The sequence below is a fragment of the Novosphingobium sp. EMRT-2 genome, from assembly GCF_005145025.1.
Lineage (GTDB): Bacteria > Pseudomonadota > Alphaproteobacteria > Sphingomonadales > Sphingomonadaceae > Novosphingobium.
Genome location: NZ_CP039695.1, coordinates 301,204 through 327,565, shown reverse-complemented (window position 1 = coordinate 327,565; position 26,362 = coordinate 301,204). Strand labels below are relative to the sequence as shown.

The window sequence follows — 26,362 nt, the reverse complement described above, 5'->3', positions numbered from 1 at the left end:
GGCGCTCGCGGCCCGTCAGGAGCCGCCCACCGCGTGCGTCGGCCGACAGCGATCATCCATCGATGCCGGCAGGCAATGTCCCGGGCAGCCCCAAACAAGTGGAGTTGAACACATGATCAAGAAGATCGGCAATCAGGCCGCCCATATCGGTAGTGCGGTCGGCAGTGCCGCCGCCAATGTCGGCGTCCCTTTGGCCATCCTCGCGCTGGTGAGCAGTGGGGCGCATGCCTTCACCGCGCCGGCGGCGGGCGACCTCGGCTACGATATCTACGACATCGTCGTGAACAAGGGCGTCAAGGGCCCGATGGGCTTTGTCGGCGGTGTCGCGGCCTTCCTGTTCGGCGTTTCGCGGCTGTTTTCCAACGTCATGATCGGCATCCCGACCATCGTCGCGGCGGTCTGCCTGATCAAGTCCGACGCCATCCTCCAGACTTTCGGGATGGTGATCTGACCCCCTTGGGGATCGGCCGGGCGCGCGAGTGGACCCGCGACCGGCGCAATCCCCGACACGCTGGAGGCCGATGGTCGGCCTTCGGAAATGACCCCTGGTGACGGGTGTCATGAAGCAGGAGGAGAAGGGTTTTGGACGAGCGTCTGCCCCAGTATCTGCACGGCCCGGTCCAGATCCTCTGGTTCGGATCGGACGAGTTCGTACTGGTCATGTCGACCATTTTCGTCGCCGCGATCGTCGGCGGGCTGGTCGGCTGGGTGCTCATCTGCGCCCTTCTCCTTTTCATCCCCTGGAAGCGCAGCAAACCGCGCGGCTTCCTGCCCCACCTCGCCTGGCGCTGGGGGCTGGTTTCCTTCCGTCATTACCCGGGTCCGACCCAGACCCGCTTCTTCGAGTGAGGCCGACTATGCCCCTGTTCAGATCCCGAAAGGCGGCTCCCGAGGATCCTCTCGCCGGCAAGCCCGCTAGTTTCGCCATCCACCGCTACCTCCAGGGCTCGGCGAACCTGTTCGAGGAGAACCGGCTCCTGAAGTTCGCGATCGCCGGCATGTTCGGCGTGACCGCAGTGCTCGGCACGCTCATCTACACGACCAACCAGAACCAGCGCACCGTGATCGTGCCGTTCGGGGCATCGGGCGATCTCTATGTCACCGGCAATGTGCCGTCGGCAGCCTACTTGCGCACCATGACGCGCAACGTGGTCAGCCTCTCGGGCACCTATTCGGCCTACAGCGCCGACAAGCAGTTCCAGGAGCTGCTGAGCCTCGCCCATCCCAGCGCCTACAACGCCTTGCGGGACTCTTTGAACGCGATCCTCGACGAGCTCGCCGACAATCCGACGCTCTCGATCGCGACCTATATCCGGCCCGATCAGCCGGTAACCTGGACATCGACCGACATCGTCGTCCCGGTCGAAAAGGTCCGCGTCATCGGCGGGGTGATCCGCAAGTTCCGCGGCAATCTCCACATCGGTTACGCGATCGACAACGGCCGCTTCTGGCTCACCCAACTCACCGAGGAAAAATTCGATGCCGAACTCCGGTAAAGCCCGCGCCCCGCGCGCGGCTCGGGCGATGCTGCTCGCCGCTGCGATAGGGATGCCGGTACTGGCACCGGCCCTGCCCGCCCAGGCGCAAGGGATCATCGCGCTGCCCGACCAGACCAGCACCGTCCGCCTGTCCAACCGCGACATCAACCATGTCGTCTGCGCCGGCGGCGAGATCGAGGACGTCAAGTTCTCCGCCGAAAAGGCGATCGCGGTCGAGAAGGGCGGCTCGGACGCCTGGATCAAGTTCCTGGTCAAGGAGACCGAGGATCTGGGCCAGACGACGCGCAGCTACGTCACGACGCCGTCGGAATTCTTCATCGCCTGCAATGGGGCGATCTATCCGCTCTATGCCGAGCCTGCGGATATTCCCGCGCAGACGGTGACCCTCGCGCCCGGTTCGGTCCAGCGCGCCAAGATCAATGCCGATCTGCTGGGTCCGCTGGTCGAGGAAGACCGCGCGGTCTCGATCACACTCGCGCTGCTGCAGGACCGCGTGCCGGCAAGCTTCGCCGAGGTGGCGCCGCGCAGCGGCAGGATCGTGCTTGGCGGTCTTCCCGCCGCGATCCTCACCGAGCGGAGGCGCGTCGCGATCGAGGGCGCGGGTCTGTCAGCCTCGGAATATCTGGTCGCGGCCAGTAGCGACGCAGCGCTCGACGAACGGACATTTCTCGACCGGGCACTCGGCGCCAACATCTTCGCGGTCTCGCTCGACCGGCTTGCGCTCAAGCCCGGCGAAACAGCGCGGCTCATCGTCATTCGCCGGGGAGAGGGACAATGAGCATCGACGACACTCCCATGTCCGGGCCCGCGAAATCTGCTGAGAGCCGCCAGCTGCCCGGCGCCGAACCGACCGGCGCGGAGAGCCCTTACCAGGCGCATCTGGCGGCCGAAGCCGCAGCTGACGGCCGCCCGGAGCGCGGCCCGGCGCTGCTCGACTGGAAAGCGCGCTGGGACGCGCTCGGCTCGGGCACCAAACTCCGGATCAAGCAGGCGGCGCTCGCCGGTGCGGTCGGCGTGCTAGGCTACGGGCTCTATACGGCGAGCACCGGCGGCGAGGAGGAGAAGGCTACAGCGCCCGCCGCTGCCAAGCTCGACATGGGCGCAGGCCTGCGCGGCGACAGCCTCGAGGAGAAGCTGCGCGGCGATTTCAAGAAGGTCATAGACGGCCAGCAACTGCTTGGCGACCGCATCTCCGCAATCGAGGAGGGCAAGGTCCTGCCGCACGGCGCCACGCCTCCGGGCGATAGTGCAGACAGCGGAGACCTGCCGCCCGCACTGCCAGGTAGCGCGCCCGCTTTCCCGCCCTCGCCCACGGACGTACCTGGAGGGGCTGACGCGCAGCTACCATCACCACCGGTTCCGCCCGCCCCGCCGGCAGCACCCCCTGCCCCGCCGGTCGAGAAGGTCGTGGGCTCGATCGGCGCGGCCACGAGCCCGATGCTGCCAAAGGACGCATCGGGAAACGGGCCGGATTCGAAAAAAAAGAATCGGACGATCTATTTGCCGCCTGGTTTCATGAAGGCGCGGCTGTTGACCGGGGTGGACGCGCTGGCGAGCCGGGACGCGACATCGAACCCGGAACCGATCATCGCTCGCGTCCAGGCACCCGCCGTGCTTCCCAATGACGTCAAGGCGAACCTGTCAGGCTGCTTCGTCGTCGGCAACGCCACGGGCAGTCTCGCCAAGGAGCGGGTCGAGATCCAGCTGGTCTCGCTCTCCTGCGTCGATTTCGACGAGCACTCAGTGGTCGACCAACCGGTCAAGGGCTTCTTCGTCGATGCCGACGGCAAGAAGGGCCTGTCGGGCAAGGTGGTCACCCGCGCCGGGGCCGCGCTCGCCAGGAGCTTCATCGCCGGCACCATCAGCGGCATCAGCCAGTCGGTCGAAAACACCTTCGGCGAAACCTCGACCTCGGCATTGGGGACAGTGCGCACGCTGAACGCGGGCGATGCTGCCAAGACCGGCATCGCCGGCGGGCTCTCCAAATCCTCCGACAAGCTCACCGACTTCTATCTCGACCTCGCCCGCCAGGCCGGCCCGATCGTCGAGGTCGGAGCGGCGAAGGAAGTGGTGGTCGTCATCCAGGAGGGCGTGACCCTCGAGATCAAGCCCAGTGCCGGGAGCAAATTCTGATGTCCCGGCTCAACCCCAGCTTCGGAGATTCCGCCATGTACCGATCGTCCCTCGCCCGACCGCGTTTGCGCCTGCTGCCGCTCACGCTCGTCGTAGCCGCCCTGCCGCTGGGTGGTTGCGCCACCGTCGGCTCGGTGATGTCGCCATATTCAGAAAAATTCTCCTGCAAGAACTCGGATCACGGCCAGTGCATCCATCCCGAGAAGGCCTATGAAGACGCGGTCGCAGGCCGCAGCCCGCGCTCCGATCCCGCTGTCACGCGGGACAAGAACCTCTTGCGGAACGGCGAAGCCGCAAATGGCGACCAGGCCGCCGCCACGCCGATGGGGACGCGCGGCAAGACCGGGCCAGGTGCCTATTCGGGTTACCGCGACAGCGTATACCGCGAGTTGCAGGGGTTGATCGATCAGCCCGTGACGCCAATGCTCAAGCCGAGCCAGGCCGTGCGCACGCTGATCCTGCCCTATGCCGACCGGCAGCGGCCCGACCGGCTCTACATGCCGCGCTACGTCTATTCGATTCTCGAACGCCCGTCCTGGGTGGTCGGCGGCTACCTCGTCGAGCCTGTCTCGCCCGCCTCGCAATTGCCGGTGCTCGGCCAGCTGCGCGAGAAGCCTGCCGATAGCATCGATCCGGCTCCAGTAGCACCGCCTGTTGGAGCTGCCGCTCCCGGCAAGGAGCCCCGCCGATGAGCGCGCGCCACGAGGAATCCGGCGGGCTGAGCTTCGCCGCGCTCAGGCGCCATGTCGCACGCGATTCCTATTCAGATCATCTGCCGCTGGTGGCCTGGGTCGAAGAGGAAGGCGCCTTCCTCACCATCGACGATGGTTGGGGCTATGCCTGGGAGCTGGTGCCATCGGCCTACATGTTCGCTCATGTTCACAGCGCCTTGCTCGGGCTTTTGAACATCCATTTTGAGCCGGGCACGGTGCTGCAGATCATGAGCTTCGCCGATCCGTTGATCGACGATGCGCTGGATGCCTTCCTCGATTTGAAGACCCGCGACGATCCGCTGATCCAGGCCTCGGCCCGGCGCACCTATGAATATCTGCGGCAAGGCCGCCATGGCCTCAGCGCACTCCACGGTATCCCGATCCGCAATTTCCGCACGATATTGGCGGTCAAGACGCGAAAGCCCCTAGGGCAAGATCCCAAACGCCAGATCGAGGAGCAACTCGCCAAGCTCGGGATCGTGCCACTGCCACCGGAAGAGATGATGAGCTTCTACCGCCGTGTGTTCAACGGCGTGTTCCAGGCGGCGCCAGGCAGCTTCGTCAACGGCGCGAGTGACGGCAGTGAGCCTCGGCCCTTGCGCAAGCAAATCATCGATGCGGGTCCCGACCTGCTGTTCGAAGGCCCCGAGGTCTTCCTTGGCAACCAGGTCGCGCGCTGCCTTACGCCCAAGGCGCCGGCGCGCCGCATCAGCGCCGAGCGCGCCAATCGCCTGACCGGCGGCATGCGCGGCAGTGCCGAGGACAGCGATCAGATCGGCGGGCCGTTCCTCTATACGCTGAACGTCCTCTTCGATCATTCGGCCTTCGAGATCCACAAGCGCGCGCAAATCCTCTCGGCGCAAAAGGCCGCAGGCAGTTTCGCGGTCGAGGTCGGCAAGCAGATCGAGGAGATCGGCTGGGTATTGGACGAGGCCGGCAACAGCCGTTTCGTGCGGGTGATCCCGACCGTCTGGGTGTTCGGCCAGAGCCGTGCCCAGGCGCGCGAGATGGCGGCGCGCGCCAAGCGGCTGTGGGAAGCCGAGCCCCTGCCCTTCATGATGCAGGAAGAGAGCTACCTCAATCCGGTGCTGCTGCCGATGAGCCTGCCGTTCGGGCTCTATCCCGACGGCAAGACGCTGCGCATGCTCGAACGCGATTTTCGCATGCCGGTCAAGGCCGCGGTGCTGATGGCGCCGATCCAGACCGATTTTCGCGGCGGCGGCCGCCCCGCGCTGCTCTATACCGGCCGCAAGGGGCAGCTCATCACGCTCGACCTCTTCGATCCGCGGATCAACAATTACAATTTCATCGTCTCTGCCGAGTCCGGGGCGGGCAAGAGCTTCCTGCTCAACAACCTCTGCCAGCAATATTACGCGTCCGGCGCGCTCATCCGCATCATCGATATCGGCGGCTCCTACCGCAAGCTCTGCACGCTGTGCTCGGGCCGCTATATCGACATCGGCGAGGAACGGCTCGTCCTGAACCCCTTCGACATGGGCTTCGCGCTCGACGGCGATGACCGTCAGTCGGCGATCGCCATGGCGGTCGCGATCGTCGCCGAGATGGCCAATGCCGCGACCCGCAAGGGCGTTTCGACCTCCGAATGGAATCTACTGAAGTCGGCTGTCCAGTGGACGATCGACTCGGGCCGCGCCGAGGACGGCATCGACGCGGTCCGCGACTGGCTGGGGGCCTATCCCGCCAATACCACAAGCGATCTCGACCGGGTCGAGCATCTGGTGCCCGTCGCGCGCGAACTGGCGTTTAATCTGAGGGATTTCGGGTCGGAGGGTGCCTACGGGCACTATTTCAACGGGCCGTCGACGCTCGACATTTCCAGCGATGAATTCGTCGTGCTCGAGCTCGAGCGGCTCAAGAACATGCCCGACCTGTTCGACGTCGTCGTGATGGTGGTGGTCAACGCCGTAACCCAGGAGCTCTACCTGTCGGGCCGCGACCGCCCCCGCTTCGTGCTCTGCGACGAGGCAGCCCAGTTCATGACCCGCACCGACGGGCAGGATCTCTCGCGGCTCGCCGAGGCCTTCGGCCAGGGCTACCGCCGCGCGCGCAAGTACCAGGGCAGTTTCGGCATCGTCATGCAGTCGATGAACGATCTGCTGCTGTTCGGCGGCACCGGTCAGGTCATCCTCGAGAATGCCGCGACGCGCTTCCTGCTGCAGGGCTCGACCTACGACAAGGCGGTCGAGAACAAGATCCTCGACTATTCAGGCTTTGTCCTCGAACTCCTCAAGTCGGTTCGCAACAACAAGCCCAATTATTCCGAGGTGTTCATCGATAGCCCGCTCGGGCTCGGCATCGCCCGGCTGGTCGTCGACCCCTTCAGCTACTGGATCAACACCTCAGCGCCGACCGAGGTCGCGGCCTTCGAGGCGCTGCTGCGCGCAGGCCGTTCGCCGCTCGAGGCTGTCTGCGAGCTCGCAGGCGTGAACCCGGCGGAGATCCTGGGCGAAGCTACGCCGCTGCTTCTCAGCCATTCGGATCGGGAGGTGGTATGATGCGGTTCAGACGCCCCCATCCCGACCAGCTCCCGCTCGACTGGAGCAAGGATGCCGAGATCGAGCGCATCATCGAAGCGCGGGTCGCGATCCGCTCCGAAGCCGCAGCGCTGCGCTGGCGCTTCCGGCTGATCCTGATCGAGACCGTGCTGATGGCGGGTCTGGTCTTGGCCGCCGGCCTCGTCCTCCATCAGCCAACGGACATGGTTTTGCGCGGCGCGCTGATGGTCGCAGGAGCCTGTCTCGTCAGCGGAGTGCTGCTGATCGCCCTGGCGGGGCTCACCGGACATTTGATTGCTCGCTATCGCCGCTGGAGGGGACTATGACCGGACCTGCATCGCTGAATGGTTCATCGCACAGTTCCGGCCCGCCCCGGCATTGCCCCTTTGCCTGCCGCCGCGCCGACGAGACGCTTCACGAATTCCTGCTGCGCCGTCACGACGAGATGGGCGCCGAGCTGATCACGCTGCGCGCGCTGGTCGTCGATCAGGAATTCACGCTCGCGGACGAACGCCGGGCAGCCCGCCGCACGATCGGGCTCCTCGTCGCTGGCCAGACGCTGGTCGCGACACTCGCCTCGACGGTCTGCTGGTTCGTCGCCCCGGGCAACCCCGCCCAAATTCTGCTGGCTGTTGCGGCCGCGACCGCGCTCGGAGGCGGGCTCCTGGTTCGCTACGCGCCCAATATTCATCGTGGCCTCGCGCGCGTACTATACCACATGCGGTCATGGAGGCGGGCATGAGAGGTATCCTCTCCGCCGTGCCCGGGCCCTCGGCGATCCGTCTGATGGTCGGCACCCACCTGTTGCTGCTGATCCAGGCCGCGCTGGTGCTGTGGTCGGCGCCGCAGGTCGATCTGCCGCTGCGCATCTTGGTGGGCATGGTGCTGCTGATCGCCATCAGCGGGCTCATCATCGCGATCCACGGCGTCGCCGATGCGCCGCGCCAGGACTGGTGGAGGCGCCGCCATGGCCACTGATCCGCACAATAGAGACCGGCAGCAAGGCTGGGGCGTGGTCGCCTTCCAGACCGGCATGATCGCTGCACTACTCGTGGCATCGGTCGTGGTTGCCGCCAGCGCCCGTGCCGCGACTTCGACCATCGGCCGCACCTGGCCGATCGTCGAGCCCGACGCCCTTGCCGAAATCGAGGCGCGGGCGTCAAAGCTCCCGCCCGACATGCGGGGAAAATACGGCCCGCGCTCGTCCTGGTCGGCGATGAAAGCCGCTCACCTTGTGCCCGCGACGAAGAGCCAGACCCGCAGCGTCGTGCCCTTCTACACGCTCGACACCGAAATCCGCCTGCCGAGCGGCGAGCTGCTCTACCCCAAGGGCTACAGCTTCAATCCGCTGGCCTATGTGACGCTGCCGCAGCGCCTCGTCGTCGTTTTCCCACGCGATCTCGCCTGGGCGCTGAAAACAGCGCGGCTGACCGATTTCATTCTGTTGACTGCGGGAAGTGCCAGGGATGACGATGCAATCACGCTCTCCGAGCGTACCGGACGACCGATCTTCATCCTCGAAGAGCGGATCAAGGACCGCCTCGGCCTCACCGTGGCCCCCGTCATCATCGCCCAGGTCGGCCAGCGGCTCGAACTGACCGAAGTCCGGCTTGAGCGCCCGAATGCATCGGGCAGCGCTGCCACCATCCAGCGAAAGCCAGCGCCATGAATAAGCATCACACAAAGTCCTGGCTCGCCGCCGCTGCGCTCCTGCTGGCAGGACTTGGCGCTGCCGCCCCGGCCCATGCCTCCTCCTGCCCGGCGGGCACGGTGTTCAACCCGATCACCAAAGTGCGCTGGAACTGCATTTTCCCGATCACCATCGGCGGCGTGCGGATCGGCAGCTTCGACAAGCTATCGAAGGAACTCGACGCACAGTCCTCGTCCAAACCCCTTTGCGCCTGCCGTAAGGGCGCAACCTTCTGGTTCGGGGTCAAGGTTTCGTTCTGGTCGCCCAGCCGCATGGTCGATGTGGTGACTGAGCCCGGCTGCATGATGGCGCTGGGCGCCGATCTGCTGCCGACGCACGGTAAGCTCCAAGGGTCGCAAAGCTCGATCTCCGACGGAACAAACACCCGCAAGATGTTCGCGCAGATGCATTATTATGTCTCGCCGGTCTGGAAGATGCTAGACATGTTCACCGACCTGCCGTGCCTCGAGGACGACGGGTTCGACGTCGCCATGATCACCGAGGTCCTGCCGACCTGGCAGTCGGGAACCTTGGGCGCGATTATCCAGCCCGAAGGTATCCTCTTCGGCAATCCCGCGGCGGGGCTTGCCTGCATGGCCGACAGTGCTGCTGCGGCGGCCGGCAAGGTCATCGATCCCCTGTTCTGGTGCATGGGCTCCTGGGGCGCGACCTATCCCATCGCCGGCGACATCCATTTCGACGATTCGGTCGAGGCCTGGGCGGGGCTCGCCGCGCGCGGCACCTTCATGATGGGACGCCTCGGCGCGCTCACCATCAGCTCGGCCGACGGCTGCTCGTTCAAGCCGCAGCCGATCTGGACCAAGAGCCGCTACAAGCTCCAGATCATGGAGCCCGTGAAGGGCGGCAAATGCGTCAATATCGGTCGGCCCGGTGCGCTCTGGTCGTCCGCCAAACATGCCCCGGGCAAGGACAACGCCCAGTTCATGCTCTTCGAGAAGGTGATCTGCTGCGCCGGGATACCGGTCCCATGAGCAGCGTCACCGCCCTCACCCCGATTATCGAACGTCCCGCGCGAACCCTGGGTAAGCCATGGTCTGCCCGCCACAGCCAGCACGGCTGCCAGGGCGCGCGCGAGGCGGGAGCGGCGCCGCATGCCCCCCACGGCGCCGCTCCAAACTCGGTCAGCACGGTCGTCGCGCCTCTTTCGGTTGCGGTCCCCCTCTCAGCCGTCCCGGCAAGGACGACGGCCGTGCTGGCCAACCGCCTAAACCCTGCAAGAATCTGGCCTGTTCTGCTCGCTGGCGCTGCACTGGTCCTGCCCTCGCTCGCACAGGCGCAGACAATGGAGGATCGGGCTCGCACTGCAGCGAGCGCCTCGCGCGCCAAGACCAGCGACAGCGATACGCTTCATCAGAATTATGTGACGCCGGGCATGAGCGGTCAGCCGATCACGACCGTCGATGGCAGCAAAAGCTTCACGCCGACCATCGCCTGCCAGAAGACCGCCAATCTGCTCGAAGTGCTGATCCAGCCCAATGGGACCGGCGACATCGGTCTGGTGCGGATCTCGCGCGACAAGGATCTCGACGGCAAGTTCGACACCAGCGCGACACTGCCCGTGCCCGTCTCGGGAATCTGCGCCAACGGCCTCATTTCCTGCAATCCGGGCACCTGGAACCAGTGCCGCTCGTTCCGCTGGGACCTGGATGCGGCCAAGGATCTCAAACTTACCCAGGTCGACATGCCAGAACTTGCCGGTTGCTACTGCATCAACAACAGCTGCGGCAGCAACCTCGTCTTTGGCAACCTCGCCTCGGTCCTGAAGGACCTGGGCGGCGGCATGATCGGTGCGCTCACGACCGCCGATCCCCGCATCGGTGTCGCCGAGGCCCGGATCAACGGCCCTGTGATCGACTATGTCGGCGCGCAGACCACCGCGTGCACCGCCAGCCCTGCGATCGGCCAGACCAGCTACCGTACAAATCCCGCCGCGATCCAGGGCGACGCCTTCGCATTGTCGTCGAGCAATCGGGTGTTCCAGGCATTGGCCGCCTCGCCCGCAGGGTCGGGCAAGGCCCAGCAGCTGCGCGCTTGCACGATCACCCGTGAGGTGACGGTCAGGGAGGTGAAGGTCGAGGACGTCATCTCCCGCACGGCGGGCGGCTATGCGACGATCGACGACGGCGCGGGCGATGTCGACTTCCTGATGGGTTCGCCCAGCAATAACAGCCTTTCGGGCGGGAGCTGCCGCCTGTTCGACTTCAAGATGACGCTGCACGTCGAGGATCCCGACCGGCTGAAGTCGGCCACGCTGCCCAGCTATTTCGTCGACGACTGGGGACAGCTCCGCATCGACGGAACGCTTGTCACCTATGGCCCAGGCGCCTGGACCGGCAGCGGCTACCCGCCTGGCAAATGCGAACGCAAGCGAACCAGCTATTTCGCGCCGAACATCGACCTCAAACCCTGGCTCACCAAAGGCGATCACGAGATATGGCTGCGGGTCGCGGTTGGCGGCGGCGGCGAAGCTTTCGCGCAGGTCCATGCCGAAGTCGACATCAGCTGCAAGACCGCCGAACGCCTCGTCGATCTCTGCTCGGGCTACGCCGCCGATCCCAAATGCAGCCTCTCCGAAGAACGGGTCGATGGCGTCCAGACCTTCCGGAATGGCGTTGCAACAGGTCTCAAGCCCCTGCCTCAGACGCGCCTTTTCGGCTCGGCAAGCTGCACGCTGCAACTGACCCGCGACTTCTTCGAGCGCGAACGGACCTATGTTTGCACGACCGACAGCGCGGCGCTGCCCGAGCCCGATCTCTCGCGTGGCGCGTACATCATCGATCATTCGACCGAGACGCTGCTTGCCGACCGGCAGAAGGCCAGCGATGGCAGCGTAACGACATCGTCGCGCACCTTTGCGCTGCCGGCGCAAGGCGCGGTTCCCGCCTGCGAAGCGATCTGCAAGACCCGCGCCCCTAAAGCCAACACCGCCGCCGCACCCGACGGCGTGGTGGCGAACCGGCAGAACGTGCCCTCGGGCTACGATACTTTCTACCACACATGCGATGCCGCCAATGTCTGCCCCGCCGGGCCCGGCGAGGAAGTGGTCTCGGCCTGCGGCTGTCTCGACGATTTTCCCGAGGCGGTAGTGATGATGCAGACCGTCCGGCTCGCGGGCGCCGATATGACCTGCACGAGCGTGGTACCATGAAGCGCCCATCACCCAAACACTACATCCTGCCCTTCGCCCTGCTGCTGTGCGCGAGCGCCCTGACGCCGGCCCCGGCCCATGCCGAACAGATCTGCGCGGCGGATCTCAATGGCAACGGCGATGCCGCCGATCCTGGCGAGGCGGCAAGCTGCACCGAAATGCAGGGTGGGGCCTGGCAATGCCCGCTGCAGCAGGTCGCCTGCACCGTCATCGGCCCCGGCACTTATGCCTGCCCTCTGAGCACGCAATATGCGTGTGAGGCCCCGTCCTCGGGCGGCGCACCGACATGCTCGCCCAATGCCTGTCAGGATACCGGCGCGACCCCGATAGTCGTTGAGCCGCCCATCGCCGATCCCGGCACGCCCGCGGACGGCACGGTCGATGCAAACGGCAATTGCACCGCCAATATCGAGATATTCTCAGGGCGCGGCATGCGTTGCCGCCCCCCGGGGCTGCTCAACACCTTCAGCAATTGCTGCAAGGATAAGGGCAAGATCGTCAAGGACGGGATGGGCTCGTCGATTTCCTCGATCGGCACCAAGATCGCCGTCGCCAAGGGCGTGTTCACCGGCATGAGTGCTGCCTATGCCGCCTTCAAGGCCGGTGCGACCGCAGGGCAAGCGGCAAATGCCGGCGCCAGCGCGATGATCGCCGGGATCGATCCGACCTCGCTTGCGATCAGCCTCGCGATCAACTTCATGATCGAGGTGCTGCTCCAGGGCTGCGACCAGCAGGATATGGAAACCGGCATGCTGCGCGGCTCGGGCATGTGCCACGAGGTCGGCACCTATTGCACCTCCAAGATCCTCGGCATCTGCATCCAGAAGGCCAAGGGCCATTGCTGTTTCAACACCAAATTGGGGCGCATCATCCAGGAACAGGGCCGACCCCAGCTCAAATCGTTCAACGGGCTTGGCTGGGGCACGCCCAAGAAGCCCTATTGCCGCGGGTTCACGCCTGAAGAGTTCCAGGCGCTCGATTTCTCCAAAATGGACCTCTCCGAATATTATGCGGAGATCGAGGCCCGCACCCAGAGCCAAATCCAGATCGACATGAAGGACAGGATCGATGCCTATATGCAAGCCGTCGGCAAGTAGGGATTTGGCTGATGCCGGGCTGCGGACAAGCGCCTTCTGCGCTTCCGGTGCTCACGTACTGAAAGTACGCTGCGCGCCGGTTCTCGAAGTCACTCATCCTCGCTCCGGCCTGAGCCAAATCCGCGTGGTGGCCATGTTGCTGGCGGGATTTCTGGCTGCAAGCGGCCCTGTCGCGGCGCAGGAGGCCGTCTCGGCACGGTCCAGCCCGTCGGAGTCCGCCACCGCGAAGAGCCAGGGCGATGCCGCGATGGAGCGGCTGAAGGACGCGGTTGCCCGGCAAAAGGCGCAAACGCCGACTGGCCCGACTGCGCTTCCCGAACTGCCCGAAGCCGAGCGCCGCCGCGCATTCGAGGGTTTGCGTCGCCACGCCCCCTCGCCGGCGATGGAAGCACGCGCACGCACCGCGCTCGACGCAGGCAAGGACGCCTTTGCGGCCCAGCGCGACGCGATGGCGAAACGGCTCCGGCAGGCGCTGGGGCTGGAGGCTCCCGAGATGGAAGCCGTGGCCAGGGCCGCCGCGCCCGATGCACTCCGTAGCTGGGTGCCGGTCTTGTTTGTGTCCTCCTCGATGCCAATCACGACTCTGCGAACCTATGCCGCCCAGCTCGAAAAGGCGGGCGGCGTGATGGCGTTTCGCGGCATGCCGGGCGGGCTCACAAAGGTCGGCCCAATGGCCAAGCTCTCCGCAGAGATCCTCCGGCTGGATCCCGGCTGCGAGGGTCCGGCCTGCGCCATGCGAAATGTCCAGCTGATCGTCGATCCGCTGGTGTTCCGGCAGCACGGCGTCAGCGCGGTGCCCGCGCTCGCCATGCTGCCGGGCGATCCGACCCAACCCTATTGCGAGCGCGACGATGCCAGTCCTGTAGCCGCGCATATCGTTTACGGCGACGCCGCTCTCTCCGGACTTCTCGAAGAATATGCCCGTCTGGGCGGAAAGCAGGAGGTGGAGGGTGTTCAAGCTCGCCTTCAGGGCCGCTAGGGCGGCCTGGCCCGAGATCAGGCTGCTGCCCCTGCGCGCAGCGGTTGCGCTCGGGAGTTCGGGGCTCGGCCAACCTGCCCGCCCGGCACAGCTGTGGAAAGCCTATGCCATCGTGCTGCCCATCGGCCTCGCCACACTCTGGGCGATCCCGCAGCTGACCTGGGTGATGAGCCCTTCGATCGACGCGATCGCGGTGCGTGCGAGTTCCGGCCCCATCCGCAAGGGGGACTATGTCATGTTCCTGCTTTCGCACCCACTCGCTGGCCCCAGGCCCGTCAACGTCACCAAGCAGGCACTGTGCCTGCCCGGCGAGCGGATTGCCATGATCGAGAAGCCCTCGATGACGCCGGGCACGTGGGATGGGTGGTACTATTGCAACGAACGCTTGCTCAATATCAGCAAGCCCGTCGGCCGGAACGGCATGAAGCTCGACCACTGGCAGCCGAAGCTAGGCACGATCCCCGAGAGCTTCATCTTTGTCGGCTCCAGCCATCCCGACGGGTTCGACAGCCGCTATTACGGTCCTGTGGCGATCGAGCGGCTCAAGCGCATGGAGAAGGTGCTGTGAACCGCCTGACCATTTCTCGCATTGCCACGATCTTGCCGCTCGTGCTGACCGCTTCGGCACCGGCTGACGCCCAGGTAAATACGCCGACGAGCCGCCCCATCAAACAGGGCTACTGGTGGTACGCGCCGCAGGCCAAGACGGACAAGGCCCAGGAGCCCGATCCCGATGCGCTGTTGAAGCCCGTAATCCCGCCGATGGCCGAGCTCGCGACCTTTACGCCGCCCAAGATCCGCAAGCTGATCGAGCAGCAGCGCGATTACGCCGCAACCGTGCTCACCGTCGATGCGGTCGCAGATTTCTGGCGCCTCGAGGATTTTGCCCGGCGAAAAGCGCGCGCGTTCGCGGGCCTGACGCAGATCGCCATGCTCCAGCATCCCGAGCTCAATTCCAAGTCGGCCAACCCGATGGTCGGCGATGCCCGTTCGGAACTTACGGCCTACAAGGACGAGGTGCGCCGCCGCTATCTGCGTGCCCATGCGAGCGAGTTCGCGCTGGTCATGTTCTCGCGTTCGACCTGCGGCTATTGCCGGGTGCAGTGGCCGATCGTCCAGCGCTTCCAGGACGAGATGGGCTGGCAGGTGACACTGATGGACATCGACCGGCGGCCCGAGCTCGGACAGCGCTTCGGGGTCGAGGTGACGCCGACCACCATGATCATCAGGCGAAACAGCCAGCAGCGCATGGTGATCGCCGCCGGCATCGAGGCCTATCCCAACCTCACCCAGATGGCCTATCAGGCGGTGAAACTGCTCACCGGGGACATCCGCCCCGAGCAGTTCATGACCGGCGCGGGCGAGGAAGACGGGTTCTTCGACGCGCTCGCCAATGGCCCGGTGGCCACCAGCGACCCGCGCTCCCGCGCCAGCGACATGCTCGGCGGCGATCTCGTCGATCCGACCGCAGGGCCAAAATGATGCACCGATCGAGCTATCTCGCACTTCTCGCACTGGCCTGCATCGTTACTGGTCTCAGCGGATCGGCTCTGGCGCGGCCGGTCACGCGCGAAGAAGCGACGCGCGCCGCCATCCATCCGATCGCGAGCCTCGCCGATATGAACGCCTGGCTGGCGCGCGCGCCCGTCACCCGCGACTTTCCGCCCGATTTTGCCGCGACTCTGCGCGGCCAGGCTCCCGCCTTCGTCATCGAGATGAGTACGGCACCAGGCTGCGTCCCTTGCGCGGATATGTGGAACAAGCTGTCCGGGCTGCGCCGCCAATATGGTTGGCAGGTCCGCACCATCGGTGGCGAGGAGGCGATGATCCGTTCTGGCAGGCTCGCCCTGCCCTGGGTCGGACATCCGGTCGCCTGGGTACGGCCGGCGGGCGATCCGAACCGGATCATACCGATCGCGATCGGCACCGATCACGCGGCCAACCTCGCGCGCAACATCTACCTCGCGGTCAAGATGCTGACCGGCGTTCGCGCCGATGTCGGCGTGCGCGCACTCTCCAAATTTACCGGGATCGTCGGCATGACGCCGCGCCCGGCACCCAGAGCTGGAAGGAACTGATCATGGCGGGCCAGTTCCTTCCCCACCCCTCTACCATGCAAGGAAGCCCGCCATGGCCAAGCCCCTCTCCCGTCTGAGCATCTCCGCTCTCGCTCTGCTTGCCGCTTGCGGAACGACCGCACCCGCCCATGCCCAGAGCTGGGCGGAAAGCTGGTTCGACAATGTCACCTACACCTCGCCCGGCAGCTTCGAAGATCAGACCCGCGGCTATGTGACCGCGGGCGGCATGTCGGGCCGCGTGGACGTCCATAACGACTATCTGATGAGCTTGACGCTGCCCAAGGTGAAGGCCGGCTGCGGCGGCATCGACATGTTCCTGGGCGGCATGTCGTTTCTCGACCCCGACTATCTCGTCCAGAAGCTGGAAAGCATTCTCCAGGCCGCCCCTGCAGTCGCCTTCCAGTACCTCCTCGAAACCCTCGACGAGAAGATGGGCAACATCATCTCGAAGATGGAGGCGGCGACCAATTTCCTGAACTCGATCCAGGTCAACGATTGCCGTCTCGCCAACCGCATGGTCCAGATCGCCAAGGGCGACGACAACATGTCGGGCATCATCGAGGAGATGACCGGCTACAAGTCGGTCAAGGAAGGCTTCGCCAAGAGCTACCAGCAGAGCCGCGAGAAGATCCAGGCCAACCGCAACAGCCCGACCGAGGACTTGAAGGACGCACTCGCCAACTGCCCGGCCGAGGTCACCGACATCTTCCGCACCGGCTCGCTGCTTGCCCATGCTGCAACCCGCGTCGGCGCGGGCGACTGGGCAAGCGTGATGCGCGCGCGCGTCGGCGACGTCTACATGCGCTGGGATCCCGCCGACAGGGTGCCGCTGTTCTCGGCAATCCCCGCCTGCCCGCGCCAGGATACCGAGAGCCCTGATGATTTCCTGACCGGCAAGGTCCAGCGCCGCGCGCTCAACATCCCGGCGACCGCAGCCGACTGCACAACCGATACCGGCAAGGGTGCGCTCGAACTGGCGCGTATCCGGATGCAGGCGATTACGACCAAGATCCGCACCCGGAGCGCACTCACGACCGAAGAGCGCCAGTTCGTCGCCAATGTCCGCACGTTGCCGGTCTACCGCATGCTCGAATGGGGCGTGCGGCAGGGCGTGCCGGATTCGGTGATTGCCGATACCGACGAACTGGTGGCGCTCACCCTCGCCTACCAGATGCTCAACGATCTGACGCGCTCCATCGACTTCGCGATTCTCAATGCCGAACGCGGCGCCAGCGCCGCGGGCGCGGCCGACGATGCCAACACCAATGTCTGCCAGACGCGCATTCTCACCAAGGGCATCGAGCAATTACGCGAGCTTCGCGAAGAGGTGCTGCGGCAGCGCGCGCAGATGCGGCAGAGCTATATGGCAGCGCTCAATGCCGCCAATCTCTCGGCGAACTACGCCGGGCTCCTGCGGACGCGCGACCGCGATGCGCGCGATGCCAGCGGCACCGCCGCCGCTCCCAACCGCTGATACCGCGCTCGAAGGAAACTCATGCCATGCGCCTCGCATACCGCGCCGTCACCGCCCTGATTCTTAGCCTCATCGCCACGCCCGCGCTGGCGGTCGACACCAGCTTCTATACCTATGACGGCTTTGCGGAGACGGTCGATGCCTTCCGCCTGGTCTCGATGATCTTCGCCGATTCGCGCTACGAGACGCTCGTCATGATCATCGCGGTGGTCGGGATCGCATTGGGCGCGGTGATCGCCAGCATTCGTGGCCAGGGCATGGGGCTCGTCGCCTTCGGGTTCCAGATTCTCGTCGGCATCGGCCTGTTCGTCGGGCTGGTCGCCACAACGGGCACCGTCCATGTCTACGACAAGGTGAGGAACGCCTATCAGCCAGTCGGCGATGTGCCGAACCTGCTCGTGCTCGTCGCCGGCGTCACCAATCTCATGGAGCGTTCGCTCGCCGAGACGATCGACGACAACACGCTCGATCCCAATGCCAAGCTCGAATTCGGCGCGGGCGGGCACAGTTTCGACCTGTTCCTCAACGCGGTCTCCCCGCGCGGCCCGATGACCGACAGTTTCCTCGACAGCACCATCAAGGACTATGTCCGCCAGTGCTATCCAGTCGCCCGCGTCTCGCCCGCCTACGGCGTTGACGACGATCAGCTGTTCCGCACCACCACCGACCTGCCCGCCTCCTTCGCTGCCATGGCGGGGCCGGCGACCTTCAGCACGGTCTATACCGCAGCCGACAAGGGCGGCACGACGATGAGCTGTCAGGAAGCCTGGGACAATATCCAGGCGCGGCTTGCCGACCCGACGCTGTTCGAGGGTTATACGATGCAGGTCTGTCAGCGCACCGGGTACAATATCGGTGACGCCGCACAGCTTGCCCGCTGCCGCTCGCGGCTCGGTGACATGGGCCAGATGATGATGGGGACGCCGCTCTCCTTGCAGGCGTTCATGACGGACGTGCTGCTCGGCAATACGGTCGGCGACGTATTGTTCGAGGACAGCCCGGCCTCGGCCGCGCGAGTCATGGCCAACCGGGCGATCGTCTCGAACGGGCTTGCCACTATGTCGGTCGCCAATGAGTGGATGCCGACGATCCGCGCCACCGTGTTCGGGATCATGCTCTTCATGGTGCCGATCGCGCTGCTGTTCATTCTCACGCCGATCAACTTGCGCGTGGCCAGCTTTGCCTTGGGGCTCTTCGTCTTCGTCGCGCTCTGGGGCGTGATAGATGCCGGCATCTATCAACTGACCCTCGGCCGCGCGAGCGACGTGCTCGCCGAGATGCGCTCGAATGCCGTCGCGGCCAATGCTTGGATGCTTGCGCCCTCGGCGGCGATGAAGGCGCTCGCGATCTTCGGAACCTTCCGCACGGCGGCGGCGGGCCTCGCCGGCGCTTTCGTGTTCACCGTGTTCCGTTTCTCGGGCAATGTCTTTTCGAGTTTCACCGGCAGCGCTTTGCAGGCCCAGGGGCTCGGCAGTGCCGCTGCCGCGCCGCTCGCAACACGCGAAGGCTATGCCTCTGCGCTGGAAAACCAGGCATCGGCGGCGGGCACGATGGCCCGGAGGGGCGCGTCCTCAAGTTTTGGCGACTTCGGTGAACGCTCGGCCTTCGGTGCCAACCGCTCCTTTGGCGCTGCGGGAGCCGTGCTCGGCGAACAAGGTGGCGGAGTGCCGGGCGTTCCCGCTTTCGGCATGGGCGGGATCGATGCCGCGCGCGAACTGGGCGGACTCTCCCCTGCCCTCGCTGGTCGCGACATCAACGACCCGGCGGTCTCGCGCGCGGTGCGCGCCAATGCGACCACCTCGGCAATCCACAATTTTGCCGAGAAGGATGCGCTACGCACCCTGGGCACCAGCTATTTTGGCTCGGGCCAGGCGGGCGAGAAGGCCTTCGCATCGTTCGCGCAGAACATGGTGCAGTGGAAAGCCTTCGGCGACCAGCGCGCCTATTCGATGATGATGCAGGGCGCGACACGGCATTTTGAGCGCGGCGGCTATTCGAAGGCGGACGCGGAATTGAAGGCCTCGGGCGTGATCGGCGAGGCCAGCGCCGATCCGACCTTCGCCAAGCTCATCGCCAACAGCTACGACCAGGAACAAATGCTGCGCAATGACCTCACGGGCGCGCAGGTACAGGTGGGCGCGATGGAAGGACGCCGCGACTATGCGGGCGACCGCGTTGCCGAGACCGAGCGCCGCAATGTCTCGACCGAACAGGCCTGGCGCACCGGCGGCAATCAGGGCCAGCGCAGCGCCGCCGGGATGCTCGGGCTCTCGCTCGATGAGACCAGCCGGCGAATTTCGTTCATCAACGCGCTGTCGGGCGAGGCGCGCTCGACCGCGATTACCCAGCTTGGCCGCGCCACCGGTCGCAACGCCGCCCAGGTCATGCGCGCGCTGGAGACCTACAACGCCGCCACTCAGCTCGGTACCGCCGATGGCACCACCGCAGAAGCGGGCCGCGAGGGCACCAGCGTCTATGGACGGACCCGCGAAGCGGCGGGCTACGACTTCGCCGAACGCTCGGGCAAGCTCGACGCGCAGCGCGAGGTGGGCACGGGCGGCACCCGCAGCGCCGCGCGGATCGGTGAGCAGCGGCGCCAGTCGGACAATTTTGGCTATGCCGAAGGAGCATCGGCTGCTGGCGTGTCTGTACGGCAGGCAGCCCGGCTCGACAGCTTCATCCAGGCACTGAGCCGCACAGCGGGGAACCAGACCGACATGGCTGAGGGCGGTGCCGGCGGAATCGCTGACCGCGCACGCAACGAGCGGCTCACCCGCATCGTTGACAATGAGCGGCTTACCCGCATGCAGGGGCTGCTGCGCGATCACGGCATCAACCTGACCAAGCGCCAGATCGCCATGGATCAGAACGGGGACCTCAGTCTCAACCTGACGCCCGAAACCGCCGCCCAGATGTGGCGTGGCGGGCTCATCAACGAAAGTCAGTTGGGCGCCGTCGCCAATGGCGGATCGGCGCGGTTCAGTTTCGCGCACAACGATCTGTTGGTCTCGAGCAGCACCAATTCGCAGCGCTCGGCGCGCAACGATACCAGCACGCGGTTCGAGGCGGGCAAGCAGGCCGGACCCGATACGGTCGAGCATTTCCTGGGTGGCGGGGCCGAAGGCAAGGCGGCCATGGCCAATTGGCTGCGTGGTGGGTTCGAGATGGACCGGCGAGGTCAATGGCGCTTGAAGCCGCAGGTCGCCGATACGCTCCAGCGCGACGTTCAGGCGATCATGGCCCAGACAGGGTGGACGCGAAGCATCGAAAGATCGGCTCAGGACCAGACATCCATGGGAACCGATGTTGGTCTCTCTGTTTCCGCTTCCGCCAGTCGCGCAGGTTCCGGCAAGGCAGGTAATGGTGATCGCAAGCAGTCGGGCAGTTCCGTTTCCGGGGGTGCTGCCGGCAATCTCGGATTTGAGAGTTCCGACGTCGGTGTGACTTCCGAAACCGCCAATGCCAGGATTGACATCGTCAACTATGACGTCCGCAATGCCATTGCCGCTGCTGAGCGCGCGGCAGCCCGTTCGGACAGCCCGGCAGATGCCTTTTCACGGGAATTGAGCCGTCAGGTCCTCGGGCCAGAGGGCCTGCGCAACCGCTACCTCGAACAGGCAGATTCGGGCCGAGGAACGGCAGACGTCACCGGGCCACTCACCTCGATCGAACAGTCGTCCGTGCTTCGTAGCGGAACCTTCTCGACCGATCTTGACCATGGCCCTCAGGACGGCGACCCGACTTTCAAGGAACGGCGCGATAAGTGATCGCCTTCAGCGATCCGGATGAAAATGTCGCCAATGCAGCATGCCCGAACGCGGGTCGAGCGGATCTGAATAAGGATCGCGCCTGCCGCCCACTGAGCGCTTCGGGAACATCTGTTCGTGGGTTGGCTCGACGAATTCCCAGTCGCTCCATTCGAACCACTCGCGCGCGAAACCGAGGCCCAGTACCATCAACGCCAGGGGCGGGAAGAAGGCAACGTTAAGAAAACCCGCCAGCGCGCTAGAATAAAACTGGTCGAGGACAGGCGAGTAGATCGAACCCACGTTCCCTGCCCAGTAAATCCCAATCACGGCCCACCACAGCCTTGCATACCACGGACGCCACAACCAATCGGAGGCCTTGGGACGCAATGAAGCTCCCTCGTCCATCTGGTTGTTGTCGGCAGCTGTGTCGTTTGCCGGGTCCATGGTTATGTCCTTTCCGATGTGGAAAGTAGCATGCCGGATGCCTCGAGGAAATCTCAGACTGAATGGCTTGGCGCGAATAGAAACACGCATTTCCATATCCTGTGAAACAAAGCCTCGCCATCTCTCCTTCACTGTACTCCTTCAATTCGACATCACGAAATGCACAGCACGAGATTGGCAGGCTTGCCGGATCAGGCGGCCAGTCTTTTGCCCGTTCTCTCCCAGATTTCTATCAGCGCAGCGGTAAGCTCATGCATCATCCCTTCGGTATGTTGTGGGCCTGGCGTGAAGCGCAGGCGCTCGGTCCCGCGCGGCACCGTCGGAAAGTTGATTGGCTGCACGTAGACGCCGTATTCGGCGAGCAGGATGTCGCTGATCTGCTTGGCACGCACCGGATCGCCTACCATCGGCGGCACGATGTGCGTGGTGGAGGGCATGACCGGCAGGCCCGCCTCGGCGAACAGCCGTTTCAAGGTGGCGGCGGCGGCCTGCTGGCCCTCGCGCTCCACGCTCGATCCCTTGAGATGCCGCACCGAAGCCAGCGCGCCCGCGACCAGCACCGGCGACAGCGAGGTCGTGAAGATGAAACCGGGCGCATAGGAGCGGATGCAGTCGATGATCCGCGTGTCGGCTGCGATATATCCGCCCATGACGCCGAAGGCCTTGCCCAGCGTGCCCTCGATAATGGTGATGCGGTGCGCCGCCTCGTCGCGGTCGGAAATGCCGCCGCCGCGCGGGCCGTACATGCCGACGGCGTGAACCTCGTCGATGTAGGTGAGCGCGTTGTAGCGGTCGGCAAGGTCGCAGATCGCGTGGATCGGGGCGACGTCGCCGTCCATCGAATAGACGCTTTCGAAGGCGATCAGCTTGGGCACGGCGGGATCGGCGGCGGCGAGCAGCTCTTCCAGGTGCGCGACGTCGTTGTGCCGCCAGACCTGCTTCTCGCAGCCCGAATTGCGGATGCACGCTATCATCGAGGCGTGGTTGAGCTCGTCGGAGAAGATCACGCAACCGGGCAGGACCTTGGCGAGGGTGGAGAGCGTCGCGTCGTTCGAGACGTAGCCCGACGTGAACAGCAGCGCGCCTTCCTTGCCGTGGAGGTCGGCCAGCTCGGCCTCGAGCTCGATGTGGTAATGGGTGTTGCCGTCGATGTTGCGGGTGCCGCCCGAGCCGGCGCCCACATTGCGTAGCGCGGCTTCCATCGCCTCGATCACCTTGGGATGCTGGCCCATGGCGAGGTAGTCGTTCGAGCACCACACGGTGACTGGAAATAGCCCATTCGGCCCGGCCAGGCACCGTGCATTGGGGTAGGAACCACGGTTGCGCAGGATGTCGATGAAGACGCGGTAGCGGCCTTCGGCATGCAGGCGCTCGATCGCCCGGTCGAACAGGCGATCGTAGCGCATCACTTGGCGGCATCCGATCGCAGATAGGCGATGATCGCGGCGCGTTCGGTGGGATTGGGAACGGACAGGAACATCCGGGTACCCTTCACCATCTTCTGCGGCCCCTGCAGCCATTGATCGAGTGTCGTCGCATTCCACGTGATGTTGGCCCCGCGTATTGCCGGCGAGTAGTTGTACCCGGGTGCCATGCCCGCCTTGCGACCGAAAACCCCCTTGTGCGCAGGCCCGACCTTGTTCGCGGCGATACTGTGGCAACCGCCGCATTTCGCCTGATAGAGCCGCGCGCCATTTGCAGCGGAATTGGCGGCGGCGGAGGGCGCGGTTTGCGCACCGCCCCGTGCTGCCGGCACAAGAATGGCCGCGGCGAGCGCTACGACTGGAAGGAAGGGAAGGATGGTCTTGTTCATAGCGCTCACCTGTCGATTATGTCACGGTGCATGGGGGCGAGTGCGGCTACCAGCCGGTTCTGCGCGGCGAAGGGCACATGCATCGCGTTCATGCTTTTCTGCAGCTCTTCGACGAGAGCGAAGAACGCGCCCTCATTGACGTTCATACCGCGATGGGCCTCGGCCATGGTGCGGCCCGAGTAGGTGCATGGCCCCTTCATGATCACGCAGAACTGTTCGACGAGCAGTGCCTTGATACGTTCTTGATCAGCCGGTTCGAAGAAAGGACGGGTGCGCGGGTTCTTCACCCAGCGCGGCATGACATCGTCCATGATTTTCACGAGGCCTTCGCGTCCGCCGAAAGCCTCGAGAAGATGTTCGTCATTGGTGATGACGGGGACAGTCGGCGAGCGCGGCTGGATGCTAGGGTCGGACACCTCCGGCTCGCCGACTGCTGCCATGGCTGGGGCGGATGCGACCAGAAGGGCCATGGCAATGGGAAGGGCTATTGAGGGAAGAAGCTTGTTTCGCATGTCAGTATCCTTGAATTGGGAGACGATCAGAAGCCGATCTGGAGGGAAGCGTAGGCGCCGTTCTGGCGGCGCAGCGCGATCTGGCCGAGCCGGGCATAGGCCACTGTCACTGAGACGTTGCGGGACAGCGCATAAGCGGCGAAGGCGTCCCAGGCGTTCTCCTCGCGGAAAGAAGTGCCGCCCAGCGCGCCTTCCAGCCGGTTCGATTTTGTGCGGAATTCACCGCCGATGGCGAGCTTGCGGGTAAGGAGGTAGGCGCCTGAACCTTCGAACTGCGGCTTGTAATTCTGGTCCTTGCCACCGAGTCCGCCGAAGCCGAGGATACCGTACTGGTTAGCTTTGGTCAGGCGGACGGTGGCGTTCAGAAGCAGGCTTTTCGAAAGGATGATCTTCGTCGCAGAAGCATAGAAATCCACGCCCTTGCGATCGAGTCCAAGTGCGCCACCGACGATCTGCTTGTTATCGTTGATCTTGTACTGAACGCCCACCGCCACTTGCGGAATCAGGCTGTCCTGCTCCAGCACGGCATCGCCGAACAAGCGGACCTTGACGCCCAGGATCGTCTGGCTGATCGTGTAGCGGTTGCCGAGCGCCAGCACATTACCGACCTCGCGAAGGTTGAAGTTCTGCCGCGCAATCGAGAGTTCCACCCGGTTGCGGAAGTTGATCGCCCCACCATAGGAAGCTAGGGTAAAATCCTGCGTATCCACACCGGTCACGAACGTGCTGGCACCCAGTTCATTGCGTGTGCCGTAGCCCCCGATCAGCGCCCACGGCACAAGACCGCCGCCCGCAGCGCCCTCGATGGTCGAAACGCCACCGGTCAGAAGCAGGCGCCCGCCGTTCGCCAGGAAGCCGCGCTTGTCTGCGGTTTCCGACTGCGTTGCTGCAAGAATATCGAGCGGCTCTGGAGCTTCAGCCGATACTTCGGCGTCAGTCTCCGAATTTCCCCCGTCCGTTCCGTTTGCCCAAGCCGAAGACAAAGGCACGGAGCTCGCCAGCGAAAAGGCCACAACGCCTGCACTCAATCTCGAATGTCCGGATATTCTCATAGTTTCGGTTCCCCATCGGCTTGACTGTGATCTCCGTCACACTTGGCGGCGGCTGTCGGGGGGAATTACCGGCGCCGCCCAGCGACCGGATGCAGGATCACGCAAAGTTTATTTTTCACACCCGGTCGTTCTGACTGCATCCGATTTGCCAGTCGCCAACGTAACGCAGGAACGTGCCATGACGCGCGAAGCATCTTGCGACGGGACCATGATGATCACCAAATTCCGGAGCCCCGAAACACTGCTGCGGGATATGGCGGCCGGCGACGAGCGGGCGCTACGCCAACTTTACGAAGCGCAAGGAGACTGGGTCTATGCTATCGCGCTGCGGATCCTGCGCGACACTCAGGCTGCCGAGGACGCAGTGCAGGAAGCCTTCGTCAAGCTGTGGCGAACGGCGGGGCGGTTCGATGCCGCACTAGGATCGGCGAAGACCTGGATCGGGATCATCGCGCGCAACGCGGCGCTCGACATGGGACGTCGCCGTCAGCCGACCGAGGAACTGGACGAGAGCACTATGGCCAGCCTTGCCACCGAGGCGGTGGAACCGCCCGATCCGAAGTTGGGTAAATGCCTCGATCAGTTGCCGCGCGACCAGGCACAAGCGATCGTCACAATGTACAATTTCGGCCTCAGCCATTCGGAATTGTCGCACCAGCTCGATCAGCCGCTGGGTACGGTCAAGTGCTGGATACGCCGGGGCACGCAATCACTCAAACACTGCATGGAGAGCTGAATACCGTGTTCGGACGCGACAGAACCCGCTTGGGGAACATGCGTCCGTTCCGGGCATTGGGGTCGTATATCGCAACATGACAACACGAGTTCTGGACATGGAAATCGAAGACAGGGCCACCGCCTATGTGCTGGGGGCGCTATCGCCGTTCGAGCGCGACGAGGTCGCGCGCGAACGGCTCTATAATACTGAACTGGACGAACATATCCGCCTCGCCGAACAACTCTTCGCCGGGTTTCAGCCCGAAGAGTCCGAGGCGCGACTTCCGGTTGGTAACTGGTCGCGCATCGAGAAGGCAATGGCGCGAGAACAAATGGCGCTGGCCGGAAAGCACGTGCAGGAATGCGGCGATGGCGACTGGCAACTGCATGGCCCGCGCATCGAGTTCAAGCCGCTGTGGTCGGGCAATGCGATCCTCATCCGCTGCAATCCGGGTGCGGTCGAGGAACGACACGAGCAGCCGGCTGATCTCGATGAACATATCCTGGTCGTTGCTGGCGACCTCGACATCGGCGGTCGCAGGTTCGCGACGGGCGACTATGTCCGCGTACCGGCCGGAACCATCCACCAGCGGATGGAAACCCACACCGGTTGCCTGCTGTTCACCGAATATCTGGCGCCTGGAGGTGCCATGCGTTCGGACCCGGAGCCATTGGCGGAAGGTCAACGGGCTTTCGGGAGATAGCTTCTTCGCTGCGCTGCTACCTG

The 26,362-nt window shown here is 64.7% G+C and carries 27 protein-coding genes; 22 read left to right on the top strand and 5 right to left on the bottom strand.

Translation table 11 applies throughout. The features are described 5' to 3' along the window. Positions 1-112 precede the first annotated feature (112 nt). The 20 genes from FA702_RS01745 to FA702_RS01650 all read left to right on the top strand — a co-directional run bounded on the left by FA702_RS01745 (position 113) and on the right by FA702_RS01650 (position 21,115). Positions 113-451 carry a hypothetical protein gene (locus FA702_RS01745; RefSeq protein ID WP_136954770.1) on the top strand — a complete coding sequence of 113 codons (339 nt, stop codon included), beginning with the start codon at positions 113-115 and terminating at the stop codon, positions 449-451. A gap of 131 nt (positions 452-582) precedes the next feature. After that, a complete protein-coding gene (locus tag FA702_RS01740; RefSeq protein WP_124807523.1) occupies positions 583-849 on the top strand; it encodes a type IV conjugative transfer system protein TraL in 267 nt (88 codons plus the stop codon). Positions 850-857: 8 nt separating this feature from the next. Further along, positions 858-1,496, top strand: a complete 639-nt coding sequence (locus tag FA702_RS01735; RefSeq protein WP_136954769.1) for a TraE/TraK family type IV conjugative transfer system protein — start codon at positions 858-860, stop codon at positions 1,494-1,496. Continuing rightward, positions 1,480-2,277 carry a type-F conjugative transfer system secretin TraK gene (locus FA702_RS01730; protein WP_370385491.1) on the top strand — a complete coding sequence of 266 codons (798 nt, stop codon included), beginning with the start codon at positions 1,480-1,482 and terminating at the stop codon, positions 2,275-2,277. Before FA702_RS01735 ends, FA702_RS01730 begins: the two co-directional genes overlap by 17 nt. 17 nt (positions 2,278-2,294) lie before the next feature. Next, positions 2,295-3,632, top strand: a complete 1,338-nt coding sequence (locus FA702_RS01725) for a TraB/VirB10 family protein (protein WP_136957209.1) — start codon at positions 2,295-2,297, stop codon at positions 3,630-3,632. Positions 3,633-3,667: 35 nt separating this feature from the next. Then, positions 3,668-4,324, top strand: a complete 657-nt coding sequence (locus tag FA702_RS01720) for a TraV family lipoprotein (RefSeq protein ID WP_136954768.1) — start codon at positions 3,668-3,670, stop codon at positions 4,322-4,324. Then, on the top strand, positions 4,321-6,861 hold the full coding sequence (locus FA702_RS01715) for a TraC family protein (protein WP_136954767.1): 2,541 nt from the start codon (positions 4,321-4,323) through the stop codon (positions 6,859-6,861). Before FA702_RS01720 ends, FA702_RS01715 begins: the two co-directional genes overlap by 4 nt. Beyond that, entirely contained in the window at positions 6,858-7,187 is a 330-nt protein-coding gene (locus tag FA702_RS01710; RefSeq protein ID WP_370385490.1) for a hypothetical protein, read from the top strand. The genes FA702_RS01715 and FA702_RS01710 overlap by 4 nt, the downstream gene beginning before the upstream one ends. Continuing rightward, complete coding sequence (locus FA702_RS01705; protein ID WP_136954766.1) at positions 7,184-7,603, top strand: hypothetical protein; 420 nt, start codon at positions 7,184-7,186, stop codon at positions 7,601-7,603. Before FA702_RS01710 ends, FA702_RS01705 begins: the two co-directional genes overlap by 4 nt. Beyond that, positions 7,600-7,839 carry a hypothetical protein gene (locus tag FA702_RS01700; RefSeq protein ID WP_136954765.1) on the top strand — a complete coding sequence of 80 codons (240 nt, stop codon included), beginning with the start codon at positions 7,600-7,602 and terminating at the stop codon, positions 7,837-7,839. The genes FA702_RS01705 and FA702_RS01700 overlap by 4 nt, the downstream gene beginning before the upstream one ends. Continuing rightward, positions 7,829-8,530: a conjugal transfer protein TraW gene (locus FA702_RS01695; protein WP_370385489.1), complete on the top strand. Its 702-nt coding sequence runs from the start codon at positions 7,829-7,831 to the stop codon at positions 8,528-8,530. Before FA702_RS01700 ends, FA702_RS01695 begins: the two co-directional genes overlap by 11 nt. After that, on the top strand, positions 8,527-9,543 hold the full coding sequence (locus tag FA702_RS01690) for a TraU family protein (protein ID WP_136954764.1): 1,017 nt from the start codon (positions 8,527-8,529) through the stop codon (positions 9,541-9,543). Before FA702_RS01695 ends, FA702_RS01690 begins: the two co-directional genes overlap by 4 nt. 311 nt (positions 9,544-9,854) lie before the next feature. Next, positions 9,855-11,720, top strand: coding sequence for a hypothetical protein (locus tag FA702_RS01685; RefSeq protein WP_136957206.1), 1,866 nt, complete (start codon positions 9,855-9,857; stop codon positions 11,718-11,720). Continuing rightward, positions 11,717-12,817: a conjugal transfer protein TraN gene (traN, locus tag FA702_RS01680; protein WP_136954763.1), complete on the top strand. Its 1,101-nt coding sequence runs from the start codon at positions 11,717-11,719 to the stop codon at positions 12,815-12,817. Before FA702_RS01685 ends, traN begins: the two co-directional genes overlap by 4 nt. A 133-nt stretch (positions 12,818-12,950) precedes the next feature. Beyond that, positions 12,951-13,796 (top strand): type-F conjugative transfer system pilin assembly protein TrbC, encoded by an 846-nt coding sequence (locus tag FA702_RS01675; RefSeq protein ID WP_136957205.1) that lies wholly within the window; start codon positions 12,951-12,953, stop codon positions 13,794-13,796. Further along, positions 13,768-14,364 (top strand): S26 family signal peptidase, encoded by a 597-nt coding sequence (locus FA702_RS01670; RefSeq protein WP_136954762.1) that lies wholly within the window; start codon positions 13,768-13,770, stop codon positions 14,362-14,364. The genes FA702_RS01675 and FA702_RS01670 overlap by 29 nt, the downstream gene beginning before the upstream one ends. A 44-nt stretch (positions 14,365-14,408) precedes the next feature. Next, positions 14,409-15,278 carry a conjugal transfer protein TraF gene (locus FA702_RS01665; protein ID WP_255504781.1) on the top strand — a complete coding sequence of 290 codons (870 nt, stop codon included), beginning with the start codon at positions 14,409-14,411 and terminating at the stop codon, positions 15,276-15,278. Beyond that, the gene (locus tag FA702_RS01660; protein ID WP_370385488.1) at positions 15,275-15,874 is read left to right on the top strand and encodes a hypothetical protein; all 600 of its coding nucleotides are present in this window, start codon (positions 15,275-15,277) and stop codon (positions 15,872-15,874) included. Before FA702_RS01665 ends, FA702_RS01660 begins: the two co-directional genes overlap by 4 nt. 52 nt (positions 15,875-15,926) lie before the next feature. Beyond that, on the top strand, positions 15,927-17,348 hold the full coding sequence (locus tag FA702_RS01655; RefSeq protein ID WP_136954760.1) for a conjugal transfer protein TraH: 1,422 nt from the start codon (positions 15,927-15,929) through the stop codon (positions 17,346-17,348). 26 nt (positions 17,349-17,374) lie between these two features. Beyond that, positions 17,375-21,115, top strand: coding sequence for a conjugal transfer protein TraG N-terminal domain-containing protein (locus tag FA702_RS01650; RefSeq protein WP_136954759.1), 3,741 nt, complete (start codon positions 17,375-17,377; stop codon positions 21,113-21,115). A gap of 6 nt (positions 21,116-21,121) precedes the next feature. Here the strand turns inward: FA702_RS01650 and FA702_RS01645 are convergent, their stop codons facing one another. The 5 genes from FA702_RS01645 to FA702_RS01625 form a co-directional block, all read right to left on the bottom strand. Beyond that, on the bottom strand, positions 21,122-21,541 hold the full coding sequence (locus tag FA702_RS01645) for a hypothetical protein (protein WP_136954758.1): 420 nt from the start codon (positions 21,539-21,541) through the stop codon (positions 21,122-21,124). Positions 21,542-21,732: 191 nt separating this feature from the next. Beyond that, positions 21,733-22,947 carry a 5-aminolevulinate synthase gene (hemA, locus tag FA702_RS01640; RefSeq protein WP_136957203.1) on the bottom strand — a complete coding sequence of 405 codons (1,215 nt, stop codon included), beginning with the start codon at positions 22,945-22,947 and terminating at the stop codon, positions 21,733-21,735. Continuing rightward, positions 22,947-23,354 (bottom strand): cytochrome c family protein, encoded by a 408-nt coding sequence (locus tag FA702_RS01635; protein ID WP_136954757.1) that lies wholly within the window; start codon positions 23,352-23,354, stop codon positions 22,947-22,949. Before FA702_RS01635 ends, hemA begins: the two co-directional genes overlap by 1 nt. 5 nt (positions 23,355-23,359) lie before the next feature. Further along, positions 23,360-23,866, bottom strand: coding sequence for a group 1 truncated hemoglobin (locus FA702_RS01630; protein ID WP_210417574.1), 507 nt, complete (start codon positions 23,864-23,866; stop codon positions 23,360-23,362). Between the two features lie 26 nt (positions 23,867-23,892). Continuing rightward, complete coding sequence (locus FA702_RS01625) at positions 23,893-24,879, bottom strand: DUF3034 family protein (protein ID WP_255504668.1); 987 nt, start codon at positions 24,877-24,879, stop codon at positions 23,893-23,895. A 217-nt stretch (positions 24,880-25,096) separates the two neighbouring features. Between FA702_RS01625 and FA702_RS22665 the strand changes: the two genes are divergently transcribed. Both FA702_RS22665 and FA702_RS01615 read left to right on the top strand, forming a co-directional pair. Further along, positions 25,097-25,654, top strand: a complete 558-nt coding sequence (locus FA702_RS22665; protein WP_168195975.1) for an RNA polymerase sigma factor — start codon at positions 25,097-25,099, stop codon at positions 25,652-25,654. Positions 25,655-25,751: 97 nt separating this feature from the next. Next, positions 25,752-26,339, top strand: coding sequence for a cupin domain-containing protein (locus tag FA702_RS01615; protein ID WP_168195974.1), 588 nt, complete (start codon positions 25,752-25,754; stop codon positions 26,337-26,339). Positions 26,340-26,362: the final 23 nt, after the last annotated feature.